The organism is Streptomyces sp. NPDC002784 (genome assembly GCF_053592135.1).
In genome coordinates, this window is record NZ_JBSFVD010000033.1 from 1 (window position 1) to 18,619 (window position 18,619).

21 protein-coding genes and 2 pseudogenes are annotated in these 18,619 nt (G+C 70.6%); 11 read left to right on the forward strand and 12 right to left on the reverse strand.

Annotation, left to right across the window (positions count from 1 at the left end; all coding sequences use genetic code 11):
• Positions 1–99 precede the first annotated feature (99 nt).
• Positions 100–282 (forward strand): annotated as a pseudogene (locus tag ACWD1Z_RS32965) (DUF1062 domain-containing protein); the annotation flags it as partial.
• Positions 283–326: 44 nt separating this feature from the next.
• Here ACWD1Z_RS32965 and ACWD1Z_RS32970 read toward each other — a convergent pair.
• Positions 327–551: a LexA family protein gene (locus tag ACWD1Z_RS32970; protein ID WP_389419721.1), complete on the reverse strand. Its 225-nt coding sequence runs from the start codon at positions 549–551 to the stop codon at positions 327–329.
• Positions 552–596: 45 nt separating this feature from the next.
• On the opposite strand from ACWD1Z_RS32970, the gene ACWD1Z_RS32975 reads away from it, so the two are divergent.
• Positions 597–932 (forward strand): DUF6233 domain-containing protein, encoded by a 336-nt coding sequence (locus ACWD1Z_RS32975; protein WP_451123846.1) that lies wholly within the window; start codon positions 597–599, stop codon positions 930–932.
• Between the two features lie 20 nt (positions 933–952).
• Here the strand turns inward: ACWD1Z_RS32975 and ACWD1Z_RS32980 are convergent, their stop codons facing one another.
• On the reverse strand, positions 953–1,576 hold the full coding sequence (locus ACWD1Z_RS32980; protein ID WP_451123848.1) for a TetR/AcrR family transcriptional regulator: 624 nt from the start codon (positions 1,574–1,576) through the stop codon (positions 953–955).
• Positions 1,577–1,681: 105 nt separating this feature from the next.
• Between ACWD1Z_RS32980 and ACWD1Z_RS32985 the strand changes: the two genes are divergently transcribed.
• The gene (locus ACWD1Z_RS32985) at positions 1,682–3,079 is read left to right on the forward strand and encodes an MFS transporter (RefSeq protein WP_451123850.1); all 1,398 of its coding nucleotides are present in this window, start codon (positions 1,682–1,684) and stop codon (positions 3,077–3,079) included.
• Between the two features lie 58 nt (positions 3,080–3,137).
• Positions 3,138–3,596 (forward strand): GNAT family N-acetyltransferase, encoded by a 459-nt coding sequence (locus tag ACWD1Z_RS32990; protein WP_451123852.1) that lies wholly within the window; start codon positions 3,138–3,140, stop codon positions 3,594–3,596.
• 22 nt (positions 3,597–3,618) lie between these two features.
• Here ACWD1Z_RS32990 and ACWD1Z_RS32995 read toward each other — a convergent pair whose 3' ends face one another.
• Positions 3,619–4,074: an Lrp/AsnC family transcriptional regulator gene (locus tag ACWD1Z_RS32995; RefSeq protein ID WP_451123899.1), complete on the reverse strand. Its 456-nt coding sequence runs from the start codon at positions 4,072–4,074 to the stop codon at positions 3,619–3,621.
• Between the two features lie 122 nt (positions 4,075–4,196).
• Between ACWD1Z_RS32995 and ACWD1Z_RS33000 the strand changes: the two genes are divergently transcribed.
• Both ACWD1Z_RS33000 and ACWD1Z_RS33005 read left to right on the forward strand, forming a co-directional pair.
• A complete protein-coding gene (locus ACWD1Z_RS33000; RefSeq protein WP_451123901.1) occupies positions 4,197–4,745 on the forward strand; it encodes an RBBP9/YdeN family alpha/beta hydrolase in 549 nt (182 codons plus the stop codon).
• A gap of 42 nt (positions 4,746–4,787) precedes the next feature.
• Complete coding sequence (locus ACWD1Z_RS33005) at positions 4,788–5,573, forward strand: TSUP family transporter (protein ID WP_451123854.1); 786 nt, start codon at positions 4,788–4,790, stop codon at positions 5,571–5,573.
• A gap of 35 nt (positions 5,574–5,608) precedes the next feature.
• Here ACWD1Z_RS33005 and ACWD1Z_RS33010 read toward each other — a convergent pair whose 3' ends face one another.
• Positions 5,609–5,782, reverse strand: a complete 174-nt coding sequence (locus ACWD1Z_RS33010; RefSeq protein WP_451123911.1) for a hypothetical protein — start codon at positions 5,780–5,782, stop codon at positions 5,609–5,611.
• A 41-nt stretch (positions 5,783–5,823) separates the two neighbouring features.
• Positions 5,824–5,955: pseudogene (locus ACWD1Z_RS33015) on the reverse strand (hypothetical protein); the annotation flags it as partial.
• Positions 5,956–6,025: 70 nt separating this feature from the next.
• Here ACWD1Z_RS33015 and ACWD1Z_RS33020 point away from each other — a divergent pair.
• From ACWD1Z_RS33020 to ACWD1Z_RS33035, 4 genes are all read left to right on the forward strand, one after another.
• On the forward strand, positions 6,026–6,310 hold the full coding sequence (locus ACWD1Z_RS33020) for a hypothetical protein (RefSeq protein ID WP_451123856.1): 285 nt from the start codon (positions 6,026–6,028) through the stop codon (positions 6,308–6,310).
• Positions 6,310–6,561 carry a helix-turn-helix domain-containing protein gene (locus ACWD1Z_RS33025; RefSeq protein WP_451123858.1) on the forward strand — a complete coding sequence of 84 codons (252 nt, stop codon included), beginning with the start codon at positions 6,310–6,312 and terminating at the stop codon, positions 6,559–6,561. The genes ACWD1Z_RS33020 and ACWD1Z_RS33025 overlap by 1 nt, the downstream gene beginning before the upstream one ends.
• A 142-nt stretch (positions 6,562–6,703) precedes the next feature.
• Positions 6,704–7,330 carry a class I SAM-dependent methyltransferase gene (locus ACWD1Z_RS33030; RefSeq protein ID WP_451123860.1) on the forward strand — a complete coding sequence of 209 codons (627 nt, stop codon included), beginning with the start codon at positions 6,704–6,706 and terminating at the stop codon, positions 7,328–7,330.
• A 37-nt stretch (positions 7,331–7,367) separates the two neighbouring features.
• Positions 7,368–7,856, forward strand: a complete 489-nt coding sequence (locus ACWD1Z_RS33035) for a DinB family protein (protein WP_451123861.1) — start codon at positions 7,368–7,370, stop codon at positions 7,854–7,856.
• A gap of 71 nt (positions 7,857–7,927) precedes the next feature.
• Here the strand turns inward: ACWD1Z_RS33035 and ACWD1Z_RS33040 are convergent, their stop codons facing one another.
• From ACWD1Z_RS33040 to ACWD1Z_RS33065, 6 genes are all read right to left on the reverse strand, one after another.
• Entirely contained in the window at positions 7,928–9,475 is a 1,548-nt protein-coding gene (locus ACWD1Z_RS33040) for a sodium/solute symporter (protein WP_451123903.1), read from the reverse strand.
• 392 nt (positions 9,476–9,867) lie between these two features.
• Positions 9,868–11,295, reverse strand: a complete 1,428-nt coding sequence (locus tag ACWD1Z_RS33045; RefSeq protein WP_451123863.1) for a cellulose binding domain-containing protein — start codon at positions 11,293–11,295, stop codon at positions 9,868–9,870.
• Between the two features lie 327 nt (positions 11,296–11,622).
• Positions 11,623–13,185, reverse strand: a complete 1,563-nt coding sequence (locus tag ACWD1Z_RS33050) for a beta-N-acetylhexosaminidase (protein WP_451123905.1) — start codon at positions 13,183–13,185, stop codon at positions 11,623–11,625.
• Between the two features lie 66 nt (positions 13,186–13,251).
• Positions 13,252–14,109: a carbohydrate ABC transporter permease gene (locus ACWD1Z_RS33055; protein WP_451123865.1), complete on the reverse strand. Its 858-nt coding sequence runs from the start codon at positions 14,107–14,109 to the stop codon at positions 13,252–13,254.
• Positions 14,106–15,032: a carbohydrate ABC transporter permease gene (locus ACWD1Z_RS33060; protein ID WP_451123867.1), complete on the reverse strand. Its 927-nt coding sequence runs from the start codon at positions 15,030–15,032 to the stop codon at positions 14,106–14,108. Before ACWD1Z_RS33060 ends, ACWD1Z_RS33055 begins: the two co-directional genes overlap by 4 nt.
• A gap of 3 nt (positions 15,033–15,035) precedes the next feature.
• Positions 15,036–16,298, reverse strand: a complete 1,263-nt coding sequence (locus ACWD1Z_RS33065; RefSeq protein ID WP_451123869.1) for an extracellular solute-binding protein — start codon at positions 16,296–16,298, stop codon at positions 15,036–15,038.
• A gap of 283 nt (positions 16,299–16,581) precedes the next feature.
• On the opposite strand from ACWD1Z_RS33065, the gene ACWD1Z_RS33070 reads away from it, so the two are divergent.
• On the forward strand, positions 16,582–17,460 hold the full coding sequence (locus ACWD1Z_RS33070) for a GntR family transcriptional regulator (RefSeq protein ID WP_451123871.1): 879 nt from the start codon (positions 16,582–16,584) through the stop codon (positions 17,458–17,460).
• 509 nt (positions 17,461–17,969) lie between these two features.
• Here ACWD1Z_RS33070 and ACWD1Z_RS33075 read toward each other — a convergent pair.
• The gene (locus ACWD1Z_RS33075) at positions 17,970–18,599 is read right to left on the reverse strand and encodes an SMI1/KNR4 family protein (RefSeq protein ID WP_451123873.1); all 630 of its coding nucleotides are present in this window, start codon (positions 18,597–18,599) and stop codon (positions 17,970–17,972) included.
• Between the last annotated feature and the right edge of the window lie 20 nt (positions 18,600–18,619).

Below are 18,619 nucleotides of genomic sequence, written 5' to 3' on the forward strand. Positions count from 1 at the left end.
AGCCGGTGGCCGTTCATCTATGCGGGCCCCATCCCAACGCCGGAGCAAACCCCCGGATCAGGTCGAACCCGTACACCACTTCCCTGGACGTAACCCAGAGTGATCGACGTATCGGTCCGCTTCGCGGCGCGTATTCCGGTCCGACCAGTACGGCTGATCGCCGAAGGGTGCGGCCTTTCGCGGGCCGAGGTCGAGAGACTGATCACGGAGGGGAAACTCGTTTCGGCGACCCGGTTGAGCGGCAAGCTGTCCAGCGACTTCAGCTTCATACTCAAGCGCTGACCGCTGGGCGCGGTGTGGGGCCGGCCGGGACGGGCGGGGCCGGTTCAGGCGAGCCGGATCCCGCGCGCTCGGCCGGCCTCGCGCACGATGGCGCCCTTCTTCTCGATCTGCGCCAACTGGTAGTGGACCGACGCGCTGCTGCGGTAGCCGAACCGGTCCCGGATCTCCTTCACCGTCGGCGCCTCGCCGCGGTCCGTGATGGCCTCGCGGATGCACTGCAGGATCTGCTCCTGTCGTGGTGTGAGGTAGGGGACTCCGTGATTGACCATGCCCCGACTAGAGCACGTGTTCGATTTTTGGGGCAAGCTGAGAGGGTGACCGATCTGCCGCCCGACCTGCCCCGACTCCGGATCCTGGAGACGTGGCTCGTCCTCACGCTGGACCGGGTGCGGCGGCGGATCGCCGCGGAGGAGCGGCGTGCGGCCGAACGGCAGCGGGGCATCGCGGCCCGGCCGCCGGCTCCGGACTGGCTGGTCGAGCAGAGCCTCAACCGGGACGTGCCGCCGGTGTACGTACACGTCGGCGGCTGCCACATGGCCGGCAGCCGGTCCCGGGGCATCGACCGCGGCCAGGCGATCCGGGCGCTGACCGACGGCGTCGACGCCTGCCCCCACTGCCGGCCCGACACCGAGCTAGGGGTGCTCGACTGAGGGCTGCGCGGACCGACGGATCACTGCGGCGGACGTACACCGCTGGTCTCGGGCACCGGCTGACCGGGAGGCGTGAAGGCGGCCAGCACCGTGGCCGTGATGTGGTCGGCGGCGTACTCGGAGGCGAGTCGGCCGGCTCGGATCTCCTCGGCCGCGCTGTGCATGACGGCGTGCAGGACGTTGACCAACCAGGCGATCGGCAGGTCCGTACGAAAGACCCCCTCCGCACGGCCGCGGGCGACCAGCGCCTCGACGCGGGCGGCGGGTCCGGCGTGCAGTTCGAGGATGCGCCCCGCCGAAAGCTCCCGTTGCGCGGCGGCGAGCAGCGCCCGCGCCTGGTCCACCAGGTGCCATCCGGCGTCGATGTACCGGGCCAGGGCGAGCCTCGGATCCCCGGCCAGGTCGATCGTGTCCAAGACCTGGTTGCCCTGATCGATGGCGCGGCTCATCGCCGCGTCGACGACCTCCGCCCGGGAGGAGAAGTGCGCGTACAGCGTCACCCGGCCCACACCCGCGGCGCGCGCGATCTCGCTCAGGCTCGCCTCCGGGTTCTGCCCGAGGCATTCGGCGGCGGCCTGCACGATCGCCTCGATGCTGCGCAGCGCGTCGGCGCGCTTGGTGGCCGTGGAGTTCTTGCTGCCCATGTGCCCACGGTACCTCAGTAAGTCGTACAGCAGTGTTTGCCTTGCGCCCCCGATCCGTATAACTTGAACAGCCTTGTACGACTTAACCAGTGAGGGGCGTACGTCATGAGCGACACGGAAACCACCACCACCCGCGCACCCGACGCACCGCATCCGCTGCGCTGGCAGGCCTTGGGGCTGCTGGGGCTGGCCCAGCTGATGCTGATCCTCGACATCACCGTCGTCGCGATCGCCCTGCCCGACATGGGCGCCGAGCTGGGGCTGGACCGCGCGGCGCTGACCTGGGTGATCAGCGGCTACGCCCTCACCTTCGGGAGCCTGATCCTGCTCGGCGGCCGGGCCGCGGACCTGTTCGGTCCCAAGCGGGTCGTGCTGGCCGGGCTCGCCGTGTTCACCGCCGCGTCCCTGGCCGCCGGGCTTGCCACCGGCGCCCCGTTGCTGCTCACCGCACGCATCGCCCAAGGGGCGGGTGCCGCGATGCTGTCGCCCGCCGCGTTGTCGGTGGTGGTGCGGCTGTTCGACGGGGACGAGCGCAACCGCGCGCTGGGCATCTGGTCGGCACTCGGCGGCGGAGGCGCCGCCCTCGGCGTCCTGCTGGGCGGACTGATCACGGCAGGCCCCGGGTGGGCCTGGGTCTTCTTCGTCAACGTCCCCGTCGGCCTGCTCGTCCTCGCCCTGCTCGCCCGGGTCCTGCCCAGCCTGCCCCGCGCGGCGACCGGTTCCCTCGACATACCCGGCGCCGTCCTGGTCGCCGCCGCCACCGGCGCCCTCATCTACGCCCTGATCCGGGCCGGCGACCACGGCTGGCTCGACCTCCTCACCCTGGCCCTGGGCGCCGCCGCGGCCGCTGCCTACGCGGTGTTCGCTCTCTGGCAGTGCCGGGCGGCGGCGCCGCTGATGGATCCGCGCCTGCTGGGCCGCCGCCCGGTGGTGGCGGGCGTCTTCGTCATCGCTGTCGCTACGGCGCTGATGGTGGGGGCCTTCTTCCTCGGCTCCTTCTACCTCCAGAACCATCAGGGCCACGGTGCCCTCATGACCGGCGTACTGTTCCTGCCGGTGGCCCTGCTGACCATGGTCGCCGCCGCAGCGGCCGGCCGGGTGATCGGGCAAATGGGCGCCCGGCTCCTGGCGGTCATCGCCCTCGCCGTGGCGGCCGTCGGGTTCCTCGTGCCGGTGCTGGTCTCCGGTTCCGCCTCGATGGTCATCGGCCTGAGCGTGGCGGCGGCGGGCCTGGGTGCCCTGTTCGTGGTCGCCTCCGCCACCGCCCTCGCCGGTGTCGCGCCCCATGAGGCCGGCGTGACGTCGGGCATCGTGAGCACGTGCCACGAGTTCGGCGCCTCGGCCGGTGCCGCCGCCGTCTCCAGCGCCGCCGCAGCCGGCATCTCCGTCCACACCGGCGCCCGGGCCGCCTCCGGCTTCGACGACGCGTTCCTCTTCGCCACGGGCCTGGCCGCGGTCTCCGTCGCCATCGTCCTGTGGCTGCTCCCCGCCAAGCAGGAGTAGGTCACGGACCGGCGGGGAGAAGGCCCTGCTCGGCATCGCATGATGGGAAGTGGACTGCGTGAACGACCCCAATGACCCCTACGACCCCTACGAGTTGAGCGTGGGCGTGCCCTCCGTCGAGGTCTTCCGCCGCCTGCGCACCGACGCCGGGCTCTCGGACAAGGACCCCGCCGCGGTGGCACTCGCCCTCCCCCACACCTGGCACGGTGTGGTCCTCCACCACGAGGGGGAGCCCATCGGCATGGGCCGGATCATCGGTGACGGCGGCACCGCGTTCCAGATCGTCGACGTGTGCGTACACCCCGCGCACCAGGGCCGGGGCCTGGGCAGGCGCATCATGGCCGCGCTCACCGAGGAACTGGAGCGCCGGGCGCCCGCCACCTCCTACGTCTCCCTGATCGCGGACGGCCCCGCCCGCTTCCTCTACGAGAAATTCGGCTTCACCGACACCGCCGCGCACGACTCCATCGGCATGTACCGCGTCATGGGCGCAGACAGTGGGGTCACCGCACCGTAGGCGCAGCCCTAGCGGTCACGGCTCAGGAGCTTGCTGACGTGGCGTCGGTCAGCGGCTTGGCGGGGTAGTCGCGGAGCACGAGTGAGGTGGTGACGGGGCCGTAGCGGGCGAGTGCGTCGACGACTTCTTCGAGGCGTCCTGCCTGCGGGCAGTACACGTCGAAGATGAGGCAGTCTTCCCCGGTGACTCTGCGGGTGGCGACCACTTCGGGGGTCCGGGAAGCGCATTCCAGGGCACGGGAGAGCTGGGCGTGCGTGGTGCGCAGCCGGATGACCGCGTGGATGTTCAGACCGAGCGCCGCCGGGTCGACCACGGCTCGGTAGCCGGTGATGACGCCGTTCTTCTCCAGCCGTTGGATGCGCGCGCTGGCCGCGGGCTGCGAGAGTCCGACGCGGCGCCCCACCTCGGCACCGGTCAACCGACCGTCGCTCTGCAGCAGAGCGAGGATGTCACGGTCCAGCCGGTCGAGTGATTCCATCGTCGTCCGCACCACTTTCTTTGAGTTCACTTGCACCACCCCCATCGCGCCGATGCATCCCACAGAATCTCGGCGAGGTGTCCCCCAGGATCGCAGGGGGCGACGAGTGGAACGGTGGTGCGGTGGTCGCGTACGTCATCATCCCGGGTATCGACGGCTCGGACGGACAGCACTGGCAGACCTTGTGGGAGCGAGGGTGGGGCACCTCAGCGGTGCGGATCTCCCCTGGCTCTTGGTCCGCCCCCGAACTGGATGACTGGGTCGGATCCGTCCAGGAGGCGTACGACGTCGCTTCCCGGCGGGACAGCCGAGTGGTGCTGGTGGCTCACAGTCTGGGTTGCTGGGCTGCCACCACCTGGCTCAACAGGAACCCCTCGACCTCGGCAGACGGCGCGTTCATGGTCGCGCCGCCCGACCCGGACGGGCCGGCGTTCCCACGCCGGGCCGCCGCGACGTTCATGGAGGTGTCGGCACAGCCGTTGCCGTGCCCTGCCCTGGTGGTGGGCAGCGGCGACGACCCGTACTGCACCCCGGAGGCCGCCGTCGGCTTCGCGGAGGGGTGGGGTGCGCGATGGCGTCCGACGGACGGGGGCGGGCACCTCAACTCCGCAAGCGGCTTGGGGCAGTGGCGGCAGGGCCGTGAACTCCTGGACTTGCTGATCCAGCGGTGATCACCCTGATACTGGCCCTGCGCACGACGGGCGGAGGCGGCGGTGGACTGGACGCTGGTGGGTGGGCTGGTCGCCGGGCTGCTGATCGCGACCGTGACCGCTCCCGTCGGTGTGTCCGGCGCGGTGTTCCTCCTGCCGGTCCAGCTGAGTGTCCTCGGCGTGCCGAACCCGGCGGTCACACCGACCAACCTGCTGTACAACGTGGTCGCCGGTCCCGGCGCGCTGTGGCGCTACCGCCATGACGGCGCCTTGCGCGGCGGCCTCGCGCGGCGCCTGGTGCTGGGCACGCTGCCCGGCGTCGTCCTCGGCAGCGTCGTGCGCGTCTTCGTCCTCCCGGGCCCGGACGTCTTCCGGCTGCTGATCGCCGTACTGCTGCTGCCGCTGGGCGTGTGGCTGTGCCTGCGCACTGTCGTTCCCGGCCGCCATCAACCGTCGCCCGCAGGCGACTTGTCCGGGCCCGCTCTCACCGGCCTCGCCCTGGCGGTCGGCGTCATCGGCGGGATCTACGGCATCGGCGGCGGCTCCATCCTCGGCCCGATCCTCGTCGGCCACGGCATGCCCGTCGCCCGCGTCGCACCGGCCGCGCTGGCCGCCACCTTCGCCACCTCCCTCGTCGGCGCCGCCGCCTACGCCGTGCTGTCCCTCGTCAGCGCCGGAGACATCGCCCCCGACTGGTGGCTCGGGCTCGCCTGCGGAACCGGCGGACTGATCGGCGGCTACCTCGGCGCCCGCCTCCAACCCCGCCTGCGCGAACGAGCCCTACGGCTCCTGCTCGGCACCCTCGCCACGGCCCTCGGGGCCCTGTACGCAGCCCAGGCCCTGCGCTGAGCAGCGCGCCCGCAGGGAAGTCACCCGTCGCGCGTTCATCGGGGCGCCGTGTCGTCCGCCGGGAACTCGGCGTCGCGGCCGGGCACGATCCGGTCGGCGGCGGCGAGCACGCGGAGCCGGGAGGCCCGTAGCACCTCGCGGTCCGGGGCGACCGGATCCTCGGCCGGACCGTCCGGGCGCCACCACAGATCACCCACGAACGCCACCACCCCGGCGTCCGTGCCCGCCAGCAGCGTGATTTCGTGGACCCGGGCCCGTCCGAACGGCCCACGTTCATGGTGTTGTCGGGGTGGTGGTGGCTGAGCATCACGTCGGTGATGTCGTCGGTGCCGAGCCCCAGTTCGGCGAGGGAGCCGAGGACGCGGTCGCGGCTCGCCACCATGCCGGGATCGACGATCACGTGCCGGTCCGCGTCGGAGACGTAGGAGACGGTGGCGGCCACCCCGGGGTTGGTGGAGAGCACGCCCGTCGCGGCCTACGCCCCGCCCGGTGTCGGCATGCTCGCCGTCGGCATCGTCGCCGAGGTGTTCGCTCCGCACGGCGATGCGGCGCCCGGCTTCGACTCCACCTTGTGCGGCGACCGGCCGGAGCCGGTTCCCACCGACGTAGGCGTGCCGCTGCCGCGGCGGGAGTACGGGGCCGCCATGGCCAACCACATCGCCCGCGACATGGTGCTGCCGTCGCACCGCGAGGAGGGCAGACCCAGTACCTGGCCGAGTTGGCCCGGCGTGCCGTGATGAGCAAGCGGTCCTTCGCTCGCCGCTTCACCCCGGCCACCGGCACCACGCCACACGCCTGGCTGCGGGAGCTGCGGTTGAGCTCAGCCGAGGAACTGCCGGAGACGACCGACCTGCCGGTCGAGGAGGTCGCCCGCGCGGTCGGGTACGGCAGCGCTGCCGTGCTGCGTGAGCGGTTCGTACGCCGCCGGGGAGTTCCCCCACGCTCGTACCGCCGCGCCTTCAACCGCACCGCCCCGTCGGCGAGTTGAGCCGCACGGCACGGGTGACGCCGCGTCGAGCGCTTCTCGTCCGCGGGGTGGTCCATCGGTCATGTTGCCGGAACAGCAACATTCCGTGCCAAGCCCCGCGGCGGCTCGTAAGACTGAGCGTATGCCGACACAAGGAGCCCCGATGAGTACCACCGATGCGGTCGCGTTCTGGGACGGTGTCTACGCGGCCCGGCCGGAAACCTCCGGCCCGCAGCCGAATGCTCGCCTCACCGAGACGGTGGCGGACCTGCCGCCCGGTGACGCGCTGGACCTCGGATGCGGCGACGGCGGCGACGCCCTGTGGCTCGCCCGGCAGGAGTGGCGCGTCACAGCCACCGACATCTCGGCCGTGGCGGTCGCGCGGCTGGCCCAGCTCGCCCGTTCCCAGGGCCTGGGCGAACGCGTCACGGCGGTGCGGCACGACTTGCAGGAGTCCTTCCCGTCCGGCGCCTTCGATCTGGTCTGCGCGCACTACCTGCACACCCCCTTCGATCTGGACCGGTCGGCCGTGCTGCGCGCGGCAGCGCACGCCCTGCGCCCGGGCGGACGGCTGCTGGTCGTCGATCACGGCTCGACCGCGCCGTGGTCGTGGAACCAGGACCCCGACCTGCGGTACCCGAGCCCGCGAGAAGTCGCCGCGGACATCGCTCTGGACCCGGCCACGTGGACAGTGGAGCGAGCCGACACGCCCCGTCGGATCGCGAAGGGCCCGGACGGGCGCACCGCCGAGGTCACCGACCACGTCCTCCTCATCCGCCGCACCATGTGACCCCGCGGTCGGCCCTCCCCCGTACAAGGAGATCCCCGTGCCCAGCATCACGCGCCGCGACACCCCGCCACCCCGGACCGGCACCAGCGAGACCGAGGTCCTGCGCGGCTTCCTCGACTACCTCCGGACCTCCATCGCCACGAAGGTCAACGGGGCTCCCGAACCGCAGGTGCGCACCGCCGCGGTGCCCTCCGGCACGAACCTGCTCGGCCTGCTCAACCATCTGACCTTCGTCGAGCGCTCGTTGTTCCTCGGGGAGGACGTCACCCACTGGAAAGCGACCTTCCAGGCCGCGCCGACCGACAGCGTGGCCGATGTCGTCGCCCGCTACCAAGACGTGGTCGAGCGCGCGAACGAAGTGCTCGACAAGTGTGCCGACCTCGGCGCACCGCTCCCCCGACCGCAGCCGGACCGCCCGGCTCCCAGCGTCCGCTGGGCGCTCGCCCACATGATCGAGGAGACCGGCCGTCACGCGGGTCACGCGGACATCCTCCGCGAACTGATCGACGGCTCGACCGGCCGCTGACGCGCTCTCGCCGGGTGGCCCACAACAGGCTCCAGAAGCTCGCGCGGAGCATGGCGTACGACCGGCGGCGCTCAGCGGGCGCCCGTGCCCGACAGTTTCCTCCCTCGGGCCGGTCGCACCATGCGCGAGCGGTCTCTGCCGATCAGGCCCAGCAGGAAGCCGACCGGGATGGTGATCAAACCCGGTGTCTGCAAAGGGAACAGGTGGAAATCACGGTCGGGGAACAGCGCGGTGGGAGCGCCCGACACGGCGGGTGAAAACGCCATGAGCACCACGATCAACGAGAGCGTTCCGAACGCCGTCCACCGAACCCCCGTGGCCGTGTACCCCGGGAGGAACAGCGCGTACAACAGGATCGGTGCCAGCACGGACGCGCTGGCGGCCAGGGACAGCGAGATCAGCGTGAGGGTGCCGCGGTCGCCGAGCAGAACGGCCAGGAAGACGGCGGCGGCGCCGAACAGCACAACGCCGCTTCTGGCCCTGCGGACTTCGGAACCGGCAGATCGGGCCGCGGCACCGCTGCCGGGCCGTTTACTGAAGTCCCGCACCAGGCCGGCCGCCGCCGCCAGGGTGATGCCCGCGACGGCCGCGAGGGTGGTGGCGAACACCGCGCAGGCGACGATCGCGAACAGCATGCTGTGCCGCGTACCGCCCGCAGCCGGGTCGAGAGCGCCCGTCACCATCAACAGGGCGGTCGCTCCCCCGGGATCGGCGGCGCGCACCGTCTCCCGGCCGAGCAGGGCACACGCCCCGAGCCCCGCCACCACCACGCCCAGGCACACCACCGCGACCGGCCCCACGGCCCAGCCGACGGCCCGGCGGGCCGTCCGGGCGTCGCGCAACGGGTGCAGCCGCATGGTGAGATGCGGCAGGCACGCGGCGCCGAGCAGCAAGGTGGCGCCGAAGCTGATCAGATCGAGCCGGCCGAGGAGAGAGCCGCCGAAGTGCTGCCCGGGGACGAAGAAGGAGTTTCCGGCTCCCGATCCTTCTCGCGCCGCCCCGATGAGAGCCGAGGGCGACCAGTCGTGGCGCGCGAGGACGAGACCGGCAAGAAGCAGTACGGCGAACAGGACCACGCCGACCTTGAGGATCTGGATGTAGCCGGTTCCGCGCATCCCGCCGAACGCCGCGTAGCTGATCATCAGCGCACCGCTGCCGATGGTGCAGCCGGCGAGCGCTCCGTCGGGCAGGCCGAACATGGCCGTCATGATGTGTCCCCCGGTCGACAACTGCACCAGGAGCAGCGGGGCGAGCACCACGAGGGTGGCGACGCCGAGGGCACGGCCCGCCGAGCGGTCACCGAGCCGGTCGGCGATGAAGTCCCCGAGGGTGAACACGCCCTGTCGGCGCAGGCGTTCACCTAAGACGCGCATGACGAGCCACAGGGAAGCCACCGTCGCCGTGGCGAACAGCATGCCGTCGGCTCCGTCGAGCGCGACCGCGCCGGTGGTGCTGAGCAAGGTCGCGGCGGAGACGTAGTCACCGGCGACGGCGAGCCCGCTGCCGACCGGCCCGAAGGCGGCGCCGCCGCCCGCGTAGAAGTGCTCGGGTTCGTCCAGGTCCGCGGCGGCCAGCCCGCACAGCAGCAAGGACACCGCGACGAAGACGAGGAAGACCATGGCGGCGAGGGACTGCCCGTCCGTGGCATTCACGGGCAACGCCTCCCCGGCGATGACACGACGGCGGGTTCCAGGCGGGCGCGAGCGTGCTGCGGGGCAGGCGATGCGGCAGACATGGCGGTCATGTCATCAGCCATCCCCTATGCGGTCCAGCAGCCCGTGTCGTCGGGAGGCCGGTGCACAACGGGACGGACGGGAGATGTGCGCGGGCACAGGCCGGACGGGCGGGCGCGAGGCGGGCATGCCGTGGTCGGCTTGATCAGCAACGGCGTTGCGCAGGGCGGGAGTTCGCCGACCGCACCCCGTCACCCGGAACTTCGTCCCTCCAGAGAACAAGCTGCCCCCGCGGTGCGCACCGCGGGGGCAGCTTGTTCTCATGCAGGGCTCCGCGGTCAGGATGCCGGGACCTCGTCGACGAATTTCGTGCCCGCGCTGCGCAGCGAGGCGATCTTCGTGGCGACCTGGGCCGGGGTGAGGACCTGGTCCTTGACGTGCAGGACGTAGTCGACCTGCTGGTCGTAGGCGCGCGGGGTGGTGGAGGTCTGGCCGTTGAGGTCGATCAGCCACTGGTTGAAGTTGATGGACATGGGCCGCTCGGGCAGGTAGGCGGCGTCGTGCGTGCCGAAGTGCTGGCCGTCGACGTAGTAGGTGATCTTGCTGTTGTCGATGGTCACGACGAGGTCGTGCCAGCCGGCGTAGCTCGTGCGGCTCTCGCTGTGCTGGTTGACCGCCTGCCACGGGTCCGGGTTGTAGGTCTCCCAGGAGGTCGTGTACAGGATGTTCGCGGGCTCGCCCCAGCCGCCGTTGGGCAGGTACTCGAAGTCGTACTCGGCGTAGTCGTCGGCCATGGGGGCCTTGAGGTCGTTGATGGTGAAGAAGGTCTGGACGATGCGGTCGCCGTCGGGGCCGTACTTGGGCGCGTCGGAGAACTTCACCCGGGACGCGTAGGTGCCGTTCTTGAACTTCGTCGCCTTGGTGAGGACTTCGGTGTGCGTGGTGCTGGAGCCGGTGCCGGCGCTGGACGTCTCCAGGTTCATCACCGTGTTGCCGCTCTGGTTGACGAAGGTGACCTTGGAGGGGTCCCAGGTGGCGCCGGGGACGCCGGGGCCGCCGGAGTTGGCGCGGACGCTCCAGCCGTGGCTGGACAGGGCGGGGTCGGTGTGAGAGGTGTAGGAGAAGTCGTCGAACAGGGTCTGGCCGCCGCCGGGCGGGTCGGTCGGGGTTGGCGGGTCGGTCGGCTCGTTCCCGGCGGGGGCGGTGCCCCACACGTTCGTACCGGCTATCTGCGCGGTGACCTTGCTCCAGTCGGCGTAGGTGGACTGGCTGCCGTTGAAGGAGTAGTCGTCGCTCTGGGTCAGCCGCTGCCAGTTGGACTGGTAGAAGCGCAGCTGCATGTCGCCGGTGTCGGCGCCGGGGGCGAGGGAGCCGGCCGCGGAGGTGAAGCCGATCTCCAGGTAGCGGTCGGCGGTCGCGGTGGGGTTGGCGAGCGTGCCGAAGGTGCCGGTGACCACGGAGCAGCCCTTGACCGCCCATGAGCAGGCGAAGCGGTAGGTGGCGTTCGGGGAGTCGGCCTTGAAGTAGTACCGGATCTTGACCTGGCTCAGCTGAACGCTGGTGGTGCCGGTGTTGCGCACCTTGAACCACGGCTCGGTCTGGTCGGCGGTGGCGCCGCCGGCGCTGGTGCGGTACTGGACGGCCAGGCCGTCGCCCGCTGCCGCGGAGGCGGTGGTGCTGGGGAGGGTGGCCAGGGCCGCGCTGCCGGCGATGGCGGTCAGGGCGAGGGCCGCGCGGATGCTGCGGCGGGTGGCACGGGTACTCATCCGACAGTGTCCTTTCGTTCGCTCCCGCCGTCCGCGGGAGGGATCGTGGGGGTGTGCGGGTGGAGCGGGTGGTGCGGGGCCACGTCACGCGGGGGCGTGCGGGGCCCGGTACTGGGGGATGTCCTGGTCACGGGGGGCGTGTGCGGCCTGGTCCGGGGCCTCCTTGTCACGGGGGGTGTGGGGCCTGTTCCGGTGGCGTCGTGGTCAGGCGGGGGGGCGTGTGCGGCCCGGTCGGGGACGCTCGGGTCACGGGGGCGTGTGCGGCGGGTCCGGAGGAGGTCGTGGTCAGGCGGGGGCATACGCCGTCGGGTCCGGAGGAGGTCATGGTCAGGCGGGGGCGTACGCCGTCGGGTCCGGGAGGACGTCGTGCGGTACGCCGAGCGCGGTCAGCCGCGCGCGGTGCCCGTCGAGCCGGGTCCGGAAGTGCGGCCAGTCGCCGGTGGGGGCCCACGCCCGCTCGGCGAGAGCGCACAGGCGGGGGTAGGTGAGGTACTCGATGTGCTCGGGCGTCCGTACGAACTCCGTCCACAGCTGCCCCTGCGTGCCCAGGATCTTCTTGGCGAGCTGTGGCTCCTCGGCGGGCGGCAGCAGGTCCACGCCGTACACCGTGCGCAGGTCGAGGGCGTGCCCCGGCTGGGCGGGAGGTTCCAGGGGGCCGAGGTCACGGGCGTAGTCGAAATACGTGGAGCGGTGGTCGGCGTGGATGATGTCGTGCCCCCGGCGTGCAGCGGCCCACGCGTGCTGCGGCGTGCGCCAGCTCATCACCGTGCACGTCAGGGGCAGCGTGGTGTCGTCCTCGGCCCAGGCGACCGGCCGCCGTCCCGCATGTACGACGTGGTCGGCCATCTCGGCCATGAACCAGCCGTGCAGTTCACGCGGGCCGGACAGCCCTTCCCGCGCGGCCCGTTCGCGCGCCGCCGGGCTGGCCTCCCATTCCTCGGTGGGGACTTCGTCGCCTCCGATGTGGATGTACGGGGAGGGGAAGAGGTCCATCACCTCGTCCAGCACCGTGCGGAAGAAGTCGAGGACGTGGTCGCCGACGCCGAGCACGTTCGTGCAGACACCCCAGTGGGTCCACACGTCGAGCGGCCGCTCGGGGCGGTTGCCCAGTTCGGGATAGGCGGCGAGCGCGGACCGTACGTGCCCGGGCGCACCGATCTCCGGCACCACCGTCACGCCTCGTGCGGCGGCGTAGGCGATGAGTTCGGTGAGTTCGGCGCGGGTGTACGCGCCGCCGTGCGGGCGGCCGTCGAAGCGGGCGCTGCCGGCGGGGCCGACCATCGACTGGCTCCGCCGGCTGCCGATCTCGGTGAGCCTGGGGTAGGCGGTCACCGGCATCCGCCAGCCCTGGTCGTCGGTGAGGTGGAGGTGCAGCACGTTCAGTTTGTGCAGGGCGAGGAGATCCACGTAGCGCCGCAGATAGGACACGGGCTGGAAGTGGCGGGCGACGTCGAGCAGCATGCCGCGCCAGGGGTGCGCGGGCACGTCCGTGATCTCCACACCGGGCAGCTCGACAGTGTCCGAGGGCGTCGACAGGGCGTCGTAGGGCAGGAGTTGACGAATCGTCTGGACGCCGCGCAGCAGCCCGGTCGGGGCGGCGGCCCGCAGCAGGACCCCCTGGGAGGAGACGGTGAGCCCGTACCCCTCCTCGCCCAGGCCCGTGAGGGCGGGGTTGAGGGCGAGGACGAAGGCGCCGTCCTCGGCGTGCTCCAGGCGAAGTCCGGTGGCGGGTACGAGATAGGTGCGCAGGAGGTCGGCGGCCGCTTCGGTGCCGGGGGTGAGGCGCAGCCGCGCGGTGTCGTCGAGGCGGAACCGGCCCGGGCGGTGGGACATGCTGCTGGGGCGGGGCACAAGTGCCAGATCGGGGCGTGGGGGTTCGGGTCGGTCCACTTCAGCTTGGTCCACGGGGATCTTCTCCGGTGCTCAGCGGGACATGGCAGGGGGCGGATGAGCCGGTCAGCCCTTGACCCCTCCGGCGGTGAGGCCTGAGGTCACATGGCGTTGCAGTGCGAGGAAGACGATCAGCGCGGGCAGGGCGAAGAGGGTGGAGGCGGCCATGGTGGCCCCCCAGTCCGTGCCGAAGGTGGTCTGGAAGGAGGAGAGCCAGACCGGCAGCGTGCGGCTGTCCTGCTGCTTGATGATGAGGAAGTTGGCGTAGGTGAACTCGTTCCAGGCGGTGATGAAGCCGAAGAGCGAGGTGGCCATCAGCCCCGGGGCGAGCAGCGGGAACGCGATCCGGCGGAAGGCGCCCACCCGGGTGCAGCCGTCGACCTGCGCCGCCTCCTCCAGTTCGGGTGGGATGCCGGCGATGAAGCCTCTCAGGGCCACCACCGTGAACGGCAGGGTGATCATGAAGTAGATCAGGGTGAGCGTCGGCAGCCGGTCGAGCATGTTGGTGTCGCGGGAGATGATGTAGATCGGGATGATCAGTGATTCCCACGGCGCCATCTGGGCGATGAACACCGCCAGCATGAACTGGCGGCGGCCGCGCCAGCGCAGCCGGGCCACGGCGTAGGCGGCCCCGAGCGCGACGACCAGCGCGAGGAGTACGGCGCTGAGGGTGACCATGATGCTGTTGCGCCAGAACAGGGCGAAGCCGTCGGCCTGGACCGCTGTGCGGAAGTGCTCGAAGGTCCACTCCCCCGGGATCAGGCGGGGTTCGTAGGACTGGATGTCGCCGGACGGTTTGAAGGCGGTGGCGACCATCCAGTACACGGGGAAAAGGCAGATGGCCACGGTCAGGGTGGCTGCCGCGTTGAGCGGGAGCCGGCGCAGCGTGCGCCGCGGGGCGGCGGTCCTGCGGGTCGTGGTCACAGGTGCTCCCCTTCCTGGCGGAACAGTTGGCGGAAGTAGAGGACGAGGACGCCGCTCATGAGCAGGACGGTGACCATGGAGGCGGCCGCGCCCAGGTCGTAGCGCTGGTTGGCGAGCGCGGTCTGCACGGCGTAGACCGGCAGGATCGTCGTCGCGTCGCCCGGTCCGCCCCGGGTCATCACCCAGATCTGGACGAACGCCTTGAAGGTCCAGATGACTTCGAGGGAGAGGACGAGCATGAAGATCGGTCGCACGAGGGGGAAGGTCACGGAGCGGAAGATCCGCATGGCGCCGGCGCCGTCGATGCGCGCGGATTCGTAGAGCTCCCCGGGCACGGTGGTCAGTGCCGAGTAGACGGTGATGGCGGCGAACGGCACCGACTGCCACACGATGAGGATGACGATGATGGTGAATGCGGCGCTGCCGTTGGCGAGCCAGGTGTAGCCCTCGAAGGAGGTGAAGCCGAGGCTGGTGAGCGTTTCGTTGACGATGCCGAACTGCGAGTGGAACAGCCACTGGAAGACGGTGGTGGCGGCCACGACCGGCACCGCCCACACCAGTACCAGCGAGCTGAGGACCATGGCCCTGCCGAACCCGCCCAGCCGTTCGATCATCAGGGCGACCAGCGTCGAGAGGATCATGATGGCGACGACGTTGATGGCCATGAACAGGAACGTGCGGCGGACGACGTCCCAGAACCTCGGGTCGCTCAGCAGGGTCTGGTAGTTGCGCAGCCCGACGAACTCGGCGTTGCCCCGGATCAGTTCGCGCAGCCGGAAGTCCTGGAGGGAGATCAGCAGCGCCCGGCCGAACGGATAGAGCAGGAGGTAGAGCATGCCCAGGACGGCCGGCGCGATCAGCAGGTACGGGCCGAGAGCGAGCGGGCGTCCGCGGGGCGGCCGGCGGGGGGACCTGGCGAGCATCTGTCAGGAACCGCTGTTCAGCGTGGTGGTGATGGACTCGGACGCCTTGGCGGCCTCGGACTTGGCGTCCCGGCCGGTGAGTACGGCCGTCATGTAGTCCTTGATGGGGTTCTTGGCCTCGACCGCGGCCCACTGGGGGGTGTTGGGCGTGGCGTGTCCCTGCGCGGCGCCGACCGCCATGGCCGCGGCGCCGGGGTCGGAGGCGACGGCGTCCGCCAGGGTGGTCTTGTTCGGGACGTAGCTCATCGCGAGGGCGAGCTTCTGCTGCCAGGCGTCACCGGTGAGCTCCTTGATGAAGGTGTACGCCTCCTCCTGGTGCGCGGCGACGGAGGGTACGACCAGGTCGGAGCCGCCGGTGAAGACGGCGCCCGGGGTGTCCGCGGTCTTGCCGGGGATGGGGAAGAACCCCAGCTTGCCCTTGAGGTCGGGGTTGTTCTGCACGATGACGTTGGCGCCGCCGGGGGTGGAGATGACCTGGGCGATCTTCTCCTTGGCCACGACCTCGGCCTGGAGCGGGCGGGATTCGTCGGAGTCCTTGGGACCCTTGCCGAGCGCCTGGAGCTCTTTGTAGAACTCCATGGCCCTCAGCGCTTCGGGGCTGTCCAGGCCCCCCTCCCACCGGTCGCCTTCCTCGACGGCGAGGTCACCGCCCTCGTCCCAGACGAAGCCGGCGAAAGCGAACCAGTTCTGGCCGGGCAGGTAAATCCCCTGCGTCCCGCCCTTGTTGAGCTTCTCGGTGGCGGCGATCCACTGCTCACGTGTCTTGATCTTCGTGGCGTCGGCGCCCGCCTGCTGGAACAGGTCGGTGCGGTAGATGACGACACGGTTGGCGGCGTAGTACGGGATGCCGTACTGCTTGCCCTCCCAGGCGCCGGGTTCGGCGAGGCCCTTGAGCCAGGACTCGCCGCCGAGCTCGGTGACCTTGTCGGTGAAGTCGGTCAGGCCGCCGCTCTGGGCGTACTGGGCGACCTGGGTGTTGCCGACCTCGATGACGTCGGGGGCGTCATTGCTGGCCAGGGCGGCGGTGACCTTCTCGCCGATGCCCTCCCACTCCTGGATCTGGATCTTGACGTCGATCTCCGGGTGCGCCTTCTCGAAACCTGCCTCGAACTCCTCCTGGAACGCCGCGGAGACGCTGTCGCGCATCAGCCAGACGTCCAGGGTGGTCGGTCCGCCGGCGCTCTGGTCGCCGTCGGAGGAGGAGCAGGCGACGAGTCCGGTACTCAGCAGCATCGCGCCGAGCAGAGCGAGGGGGCGGTGCTTCACGGTTCACCTCTGGGGAGCCTGAGAACGAGAAGGACACCCCGACCTGACCAATCTCTTACGGGGTGTTTACCAGTTGCTGGCGGCATGAAGGTGGCATAGACCAATAACGTCGTCAACCCCCTTGGCAGAGTGGCACTTTGGCGGCGGGTGTGGCGGGAACGGGCTGGAGGGCCCCGGACCTGTCCAGACACCTGTAGCCTGACCAGTAGGCCCGTTATAGTTGACCAGCAAACTTCCCGACGTCCCGACGTCCCGACTTCCCGACGACGAACGAGAGCCCCGTATGGAGATCGACCCGGCAGCCTCCGGCGCGATGCTCAAGCGCGAGCGGGTCCGTGACGCGATCCTCGAACTCATCGAGGCACGGCGCCCCGGAGACGCCATCCCCTCCGAGCGCGCCCTCTGTGCCCAACTCGGCGTGTCCCGCCCCACCTTGCGGGCGGCGGTCGACGAACTGGTCATCGCGGGACTGCTCGTCAGGGAGCACGGCCGGGGCATGTTCGTGGCCGCCGAGAAGATCACCCAGGAACTGGTCTCCGAGCACAACGCCTTCAGCCTGCCGCGCGCCGGCGGAGCGTGGAGCAGCAGACTGCTGGAGTTCAGCACCCTCCCCGCCGGTGCCCGCATCAGCCGCAAGCTGCGCATCTCGCCCGCCGCCGAGATCCTCTACGTCGCCCGCCTCCGCCTCGTGGACGGCTCCCCCATCGCCATAGAGCACCTGCACGTACGGACGGACCTAGCGCCGGGCCTGACCAGTGACGAACTACAGCAGGGCGACCTCTACGAGCACCTGCGCGACCGGCACGGCGTCCACGTCAGCGAGGCGGTGCAGTCCATCGAGCCCACCGTGGTCACCCGAGCCGAAGCCGAACTCCTCCAAGTCCCGGAGGTCTCCCCCGCACTCCTCTTCGAGAGGCTCACCACCGACACCGAGGGCCGTGCCGTGGAGTACGTCCACTCCGTCTACCGCGGCGACCGCTACCGCATCGTCTCCCGCCTCACCCTGAGCGCCCACGACGACCGGCCGGCCACAAAGGAGGGCCACCACCCGGGCATCCCGCCGGGCGACTTCACCAACGGCGAGCCGGTCCCGTTCTCGACGCGGGGGGTGGTGCAGCAGAGCATTGAGGTGGAGGTGAACCGGAGTGTGCCCACTCCATAGCGGCTACGAAGACCAGTTAGGGGTCGTAACGCAGGCGTTGGATGCGGCAGCGAATGATAGGGCAGACAGCGAGAGCGGGCAGAGCTTCAGGAGCCTGACTCAAACGGGACAGTGAAGATGTCAGGCGAACTCACAGGTCCGCGTTCCGTCGACCGAGGCAACCAGGGTTTCACGTGCACGTGTCGTCTCCTTCTGTCCACTGTCCGCAATTGCCGGTACCTCTCACAGCAGCGCGCGAAGCCGACACTGCCCGGGACTCCCCCCGACCGACGGTGGCGGACGCCGCGCGCTCAACCCATCTGACTTGCGTCTTGATACACAAGACGACCAAGCTCGCGTCCCGGTGACGCAGGTGGTCGTCTGGTCGGGGACGCCGGGCTTGTCGTTCTCCGCATCGCGTTGCCAGACGGGGTAGCCGGTTTTCTGACAAACGCCCGCAGGGCACTGCCCCGCCCGGTCGGCACACACATTGACCGGGCGGGGCAGGCGACGCCATGGGTAGGTGTCGACTAGCTGCCCTGCGACAGCCAGGGGGGCGGCGGACCGAACATGCCTGCGTCCGGGTCGGGTTCGCCGGTGTCCGGATTGATGCCGGCTGCCAGGAGACGGCGGGCTTCGCGGACGTGGACGAAGCGGTGTACTCGGTCAGCCTCGGCGGGAATGTTGTCGAGCTCGCCGCGCAGGAGCCGGACGACGTACTCGAGCATGCCGCAGTCGTGGACCGTCCAGTTCAGGCTGCCACGGCTCCACACGGCCACTGGCCATCCGTCCGGACCCTGCTCACCACCGGGGGCCCAGCACAATAGGTCCGCGCTGGAGGTCACACCCCAGGCCACGACCGGCGCTGGGTCCGTCGTTCCGTATCCCGCTGGCGGCTTCCTCAGCCACATACGCCGTGCCTCGGCAGTCTCCTCGGCCATGGAGTCGGAGGGCCTGGGGCCCTCGCACTTCCCGGGGACGAGAAAGGTCAGGAACATGTCGACCTCGCCGCGGCCGTAAGTGGCGACGAACTCCTTGTAGTCTTGCGGAAACTCGATCCCGTAAGAGCTCTCGGCCTCGCGCCAGTCGATGGAGTCTCCGGCGCCCTCATGGGGGGGCATAAGGCGCCGCAGCTCGGCGATGAATGCCTGCGTGTTCACCGCTGTACTTCCTTTCGCGT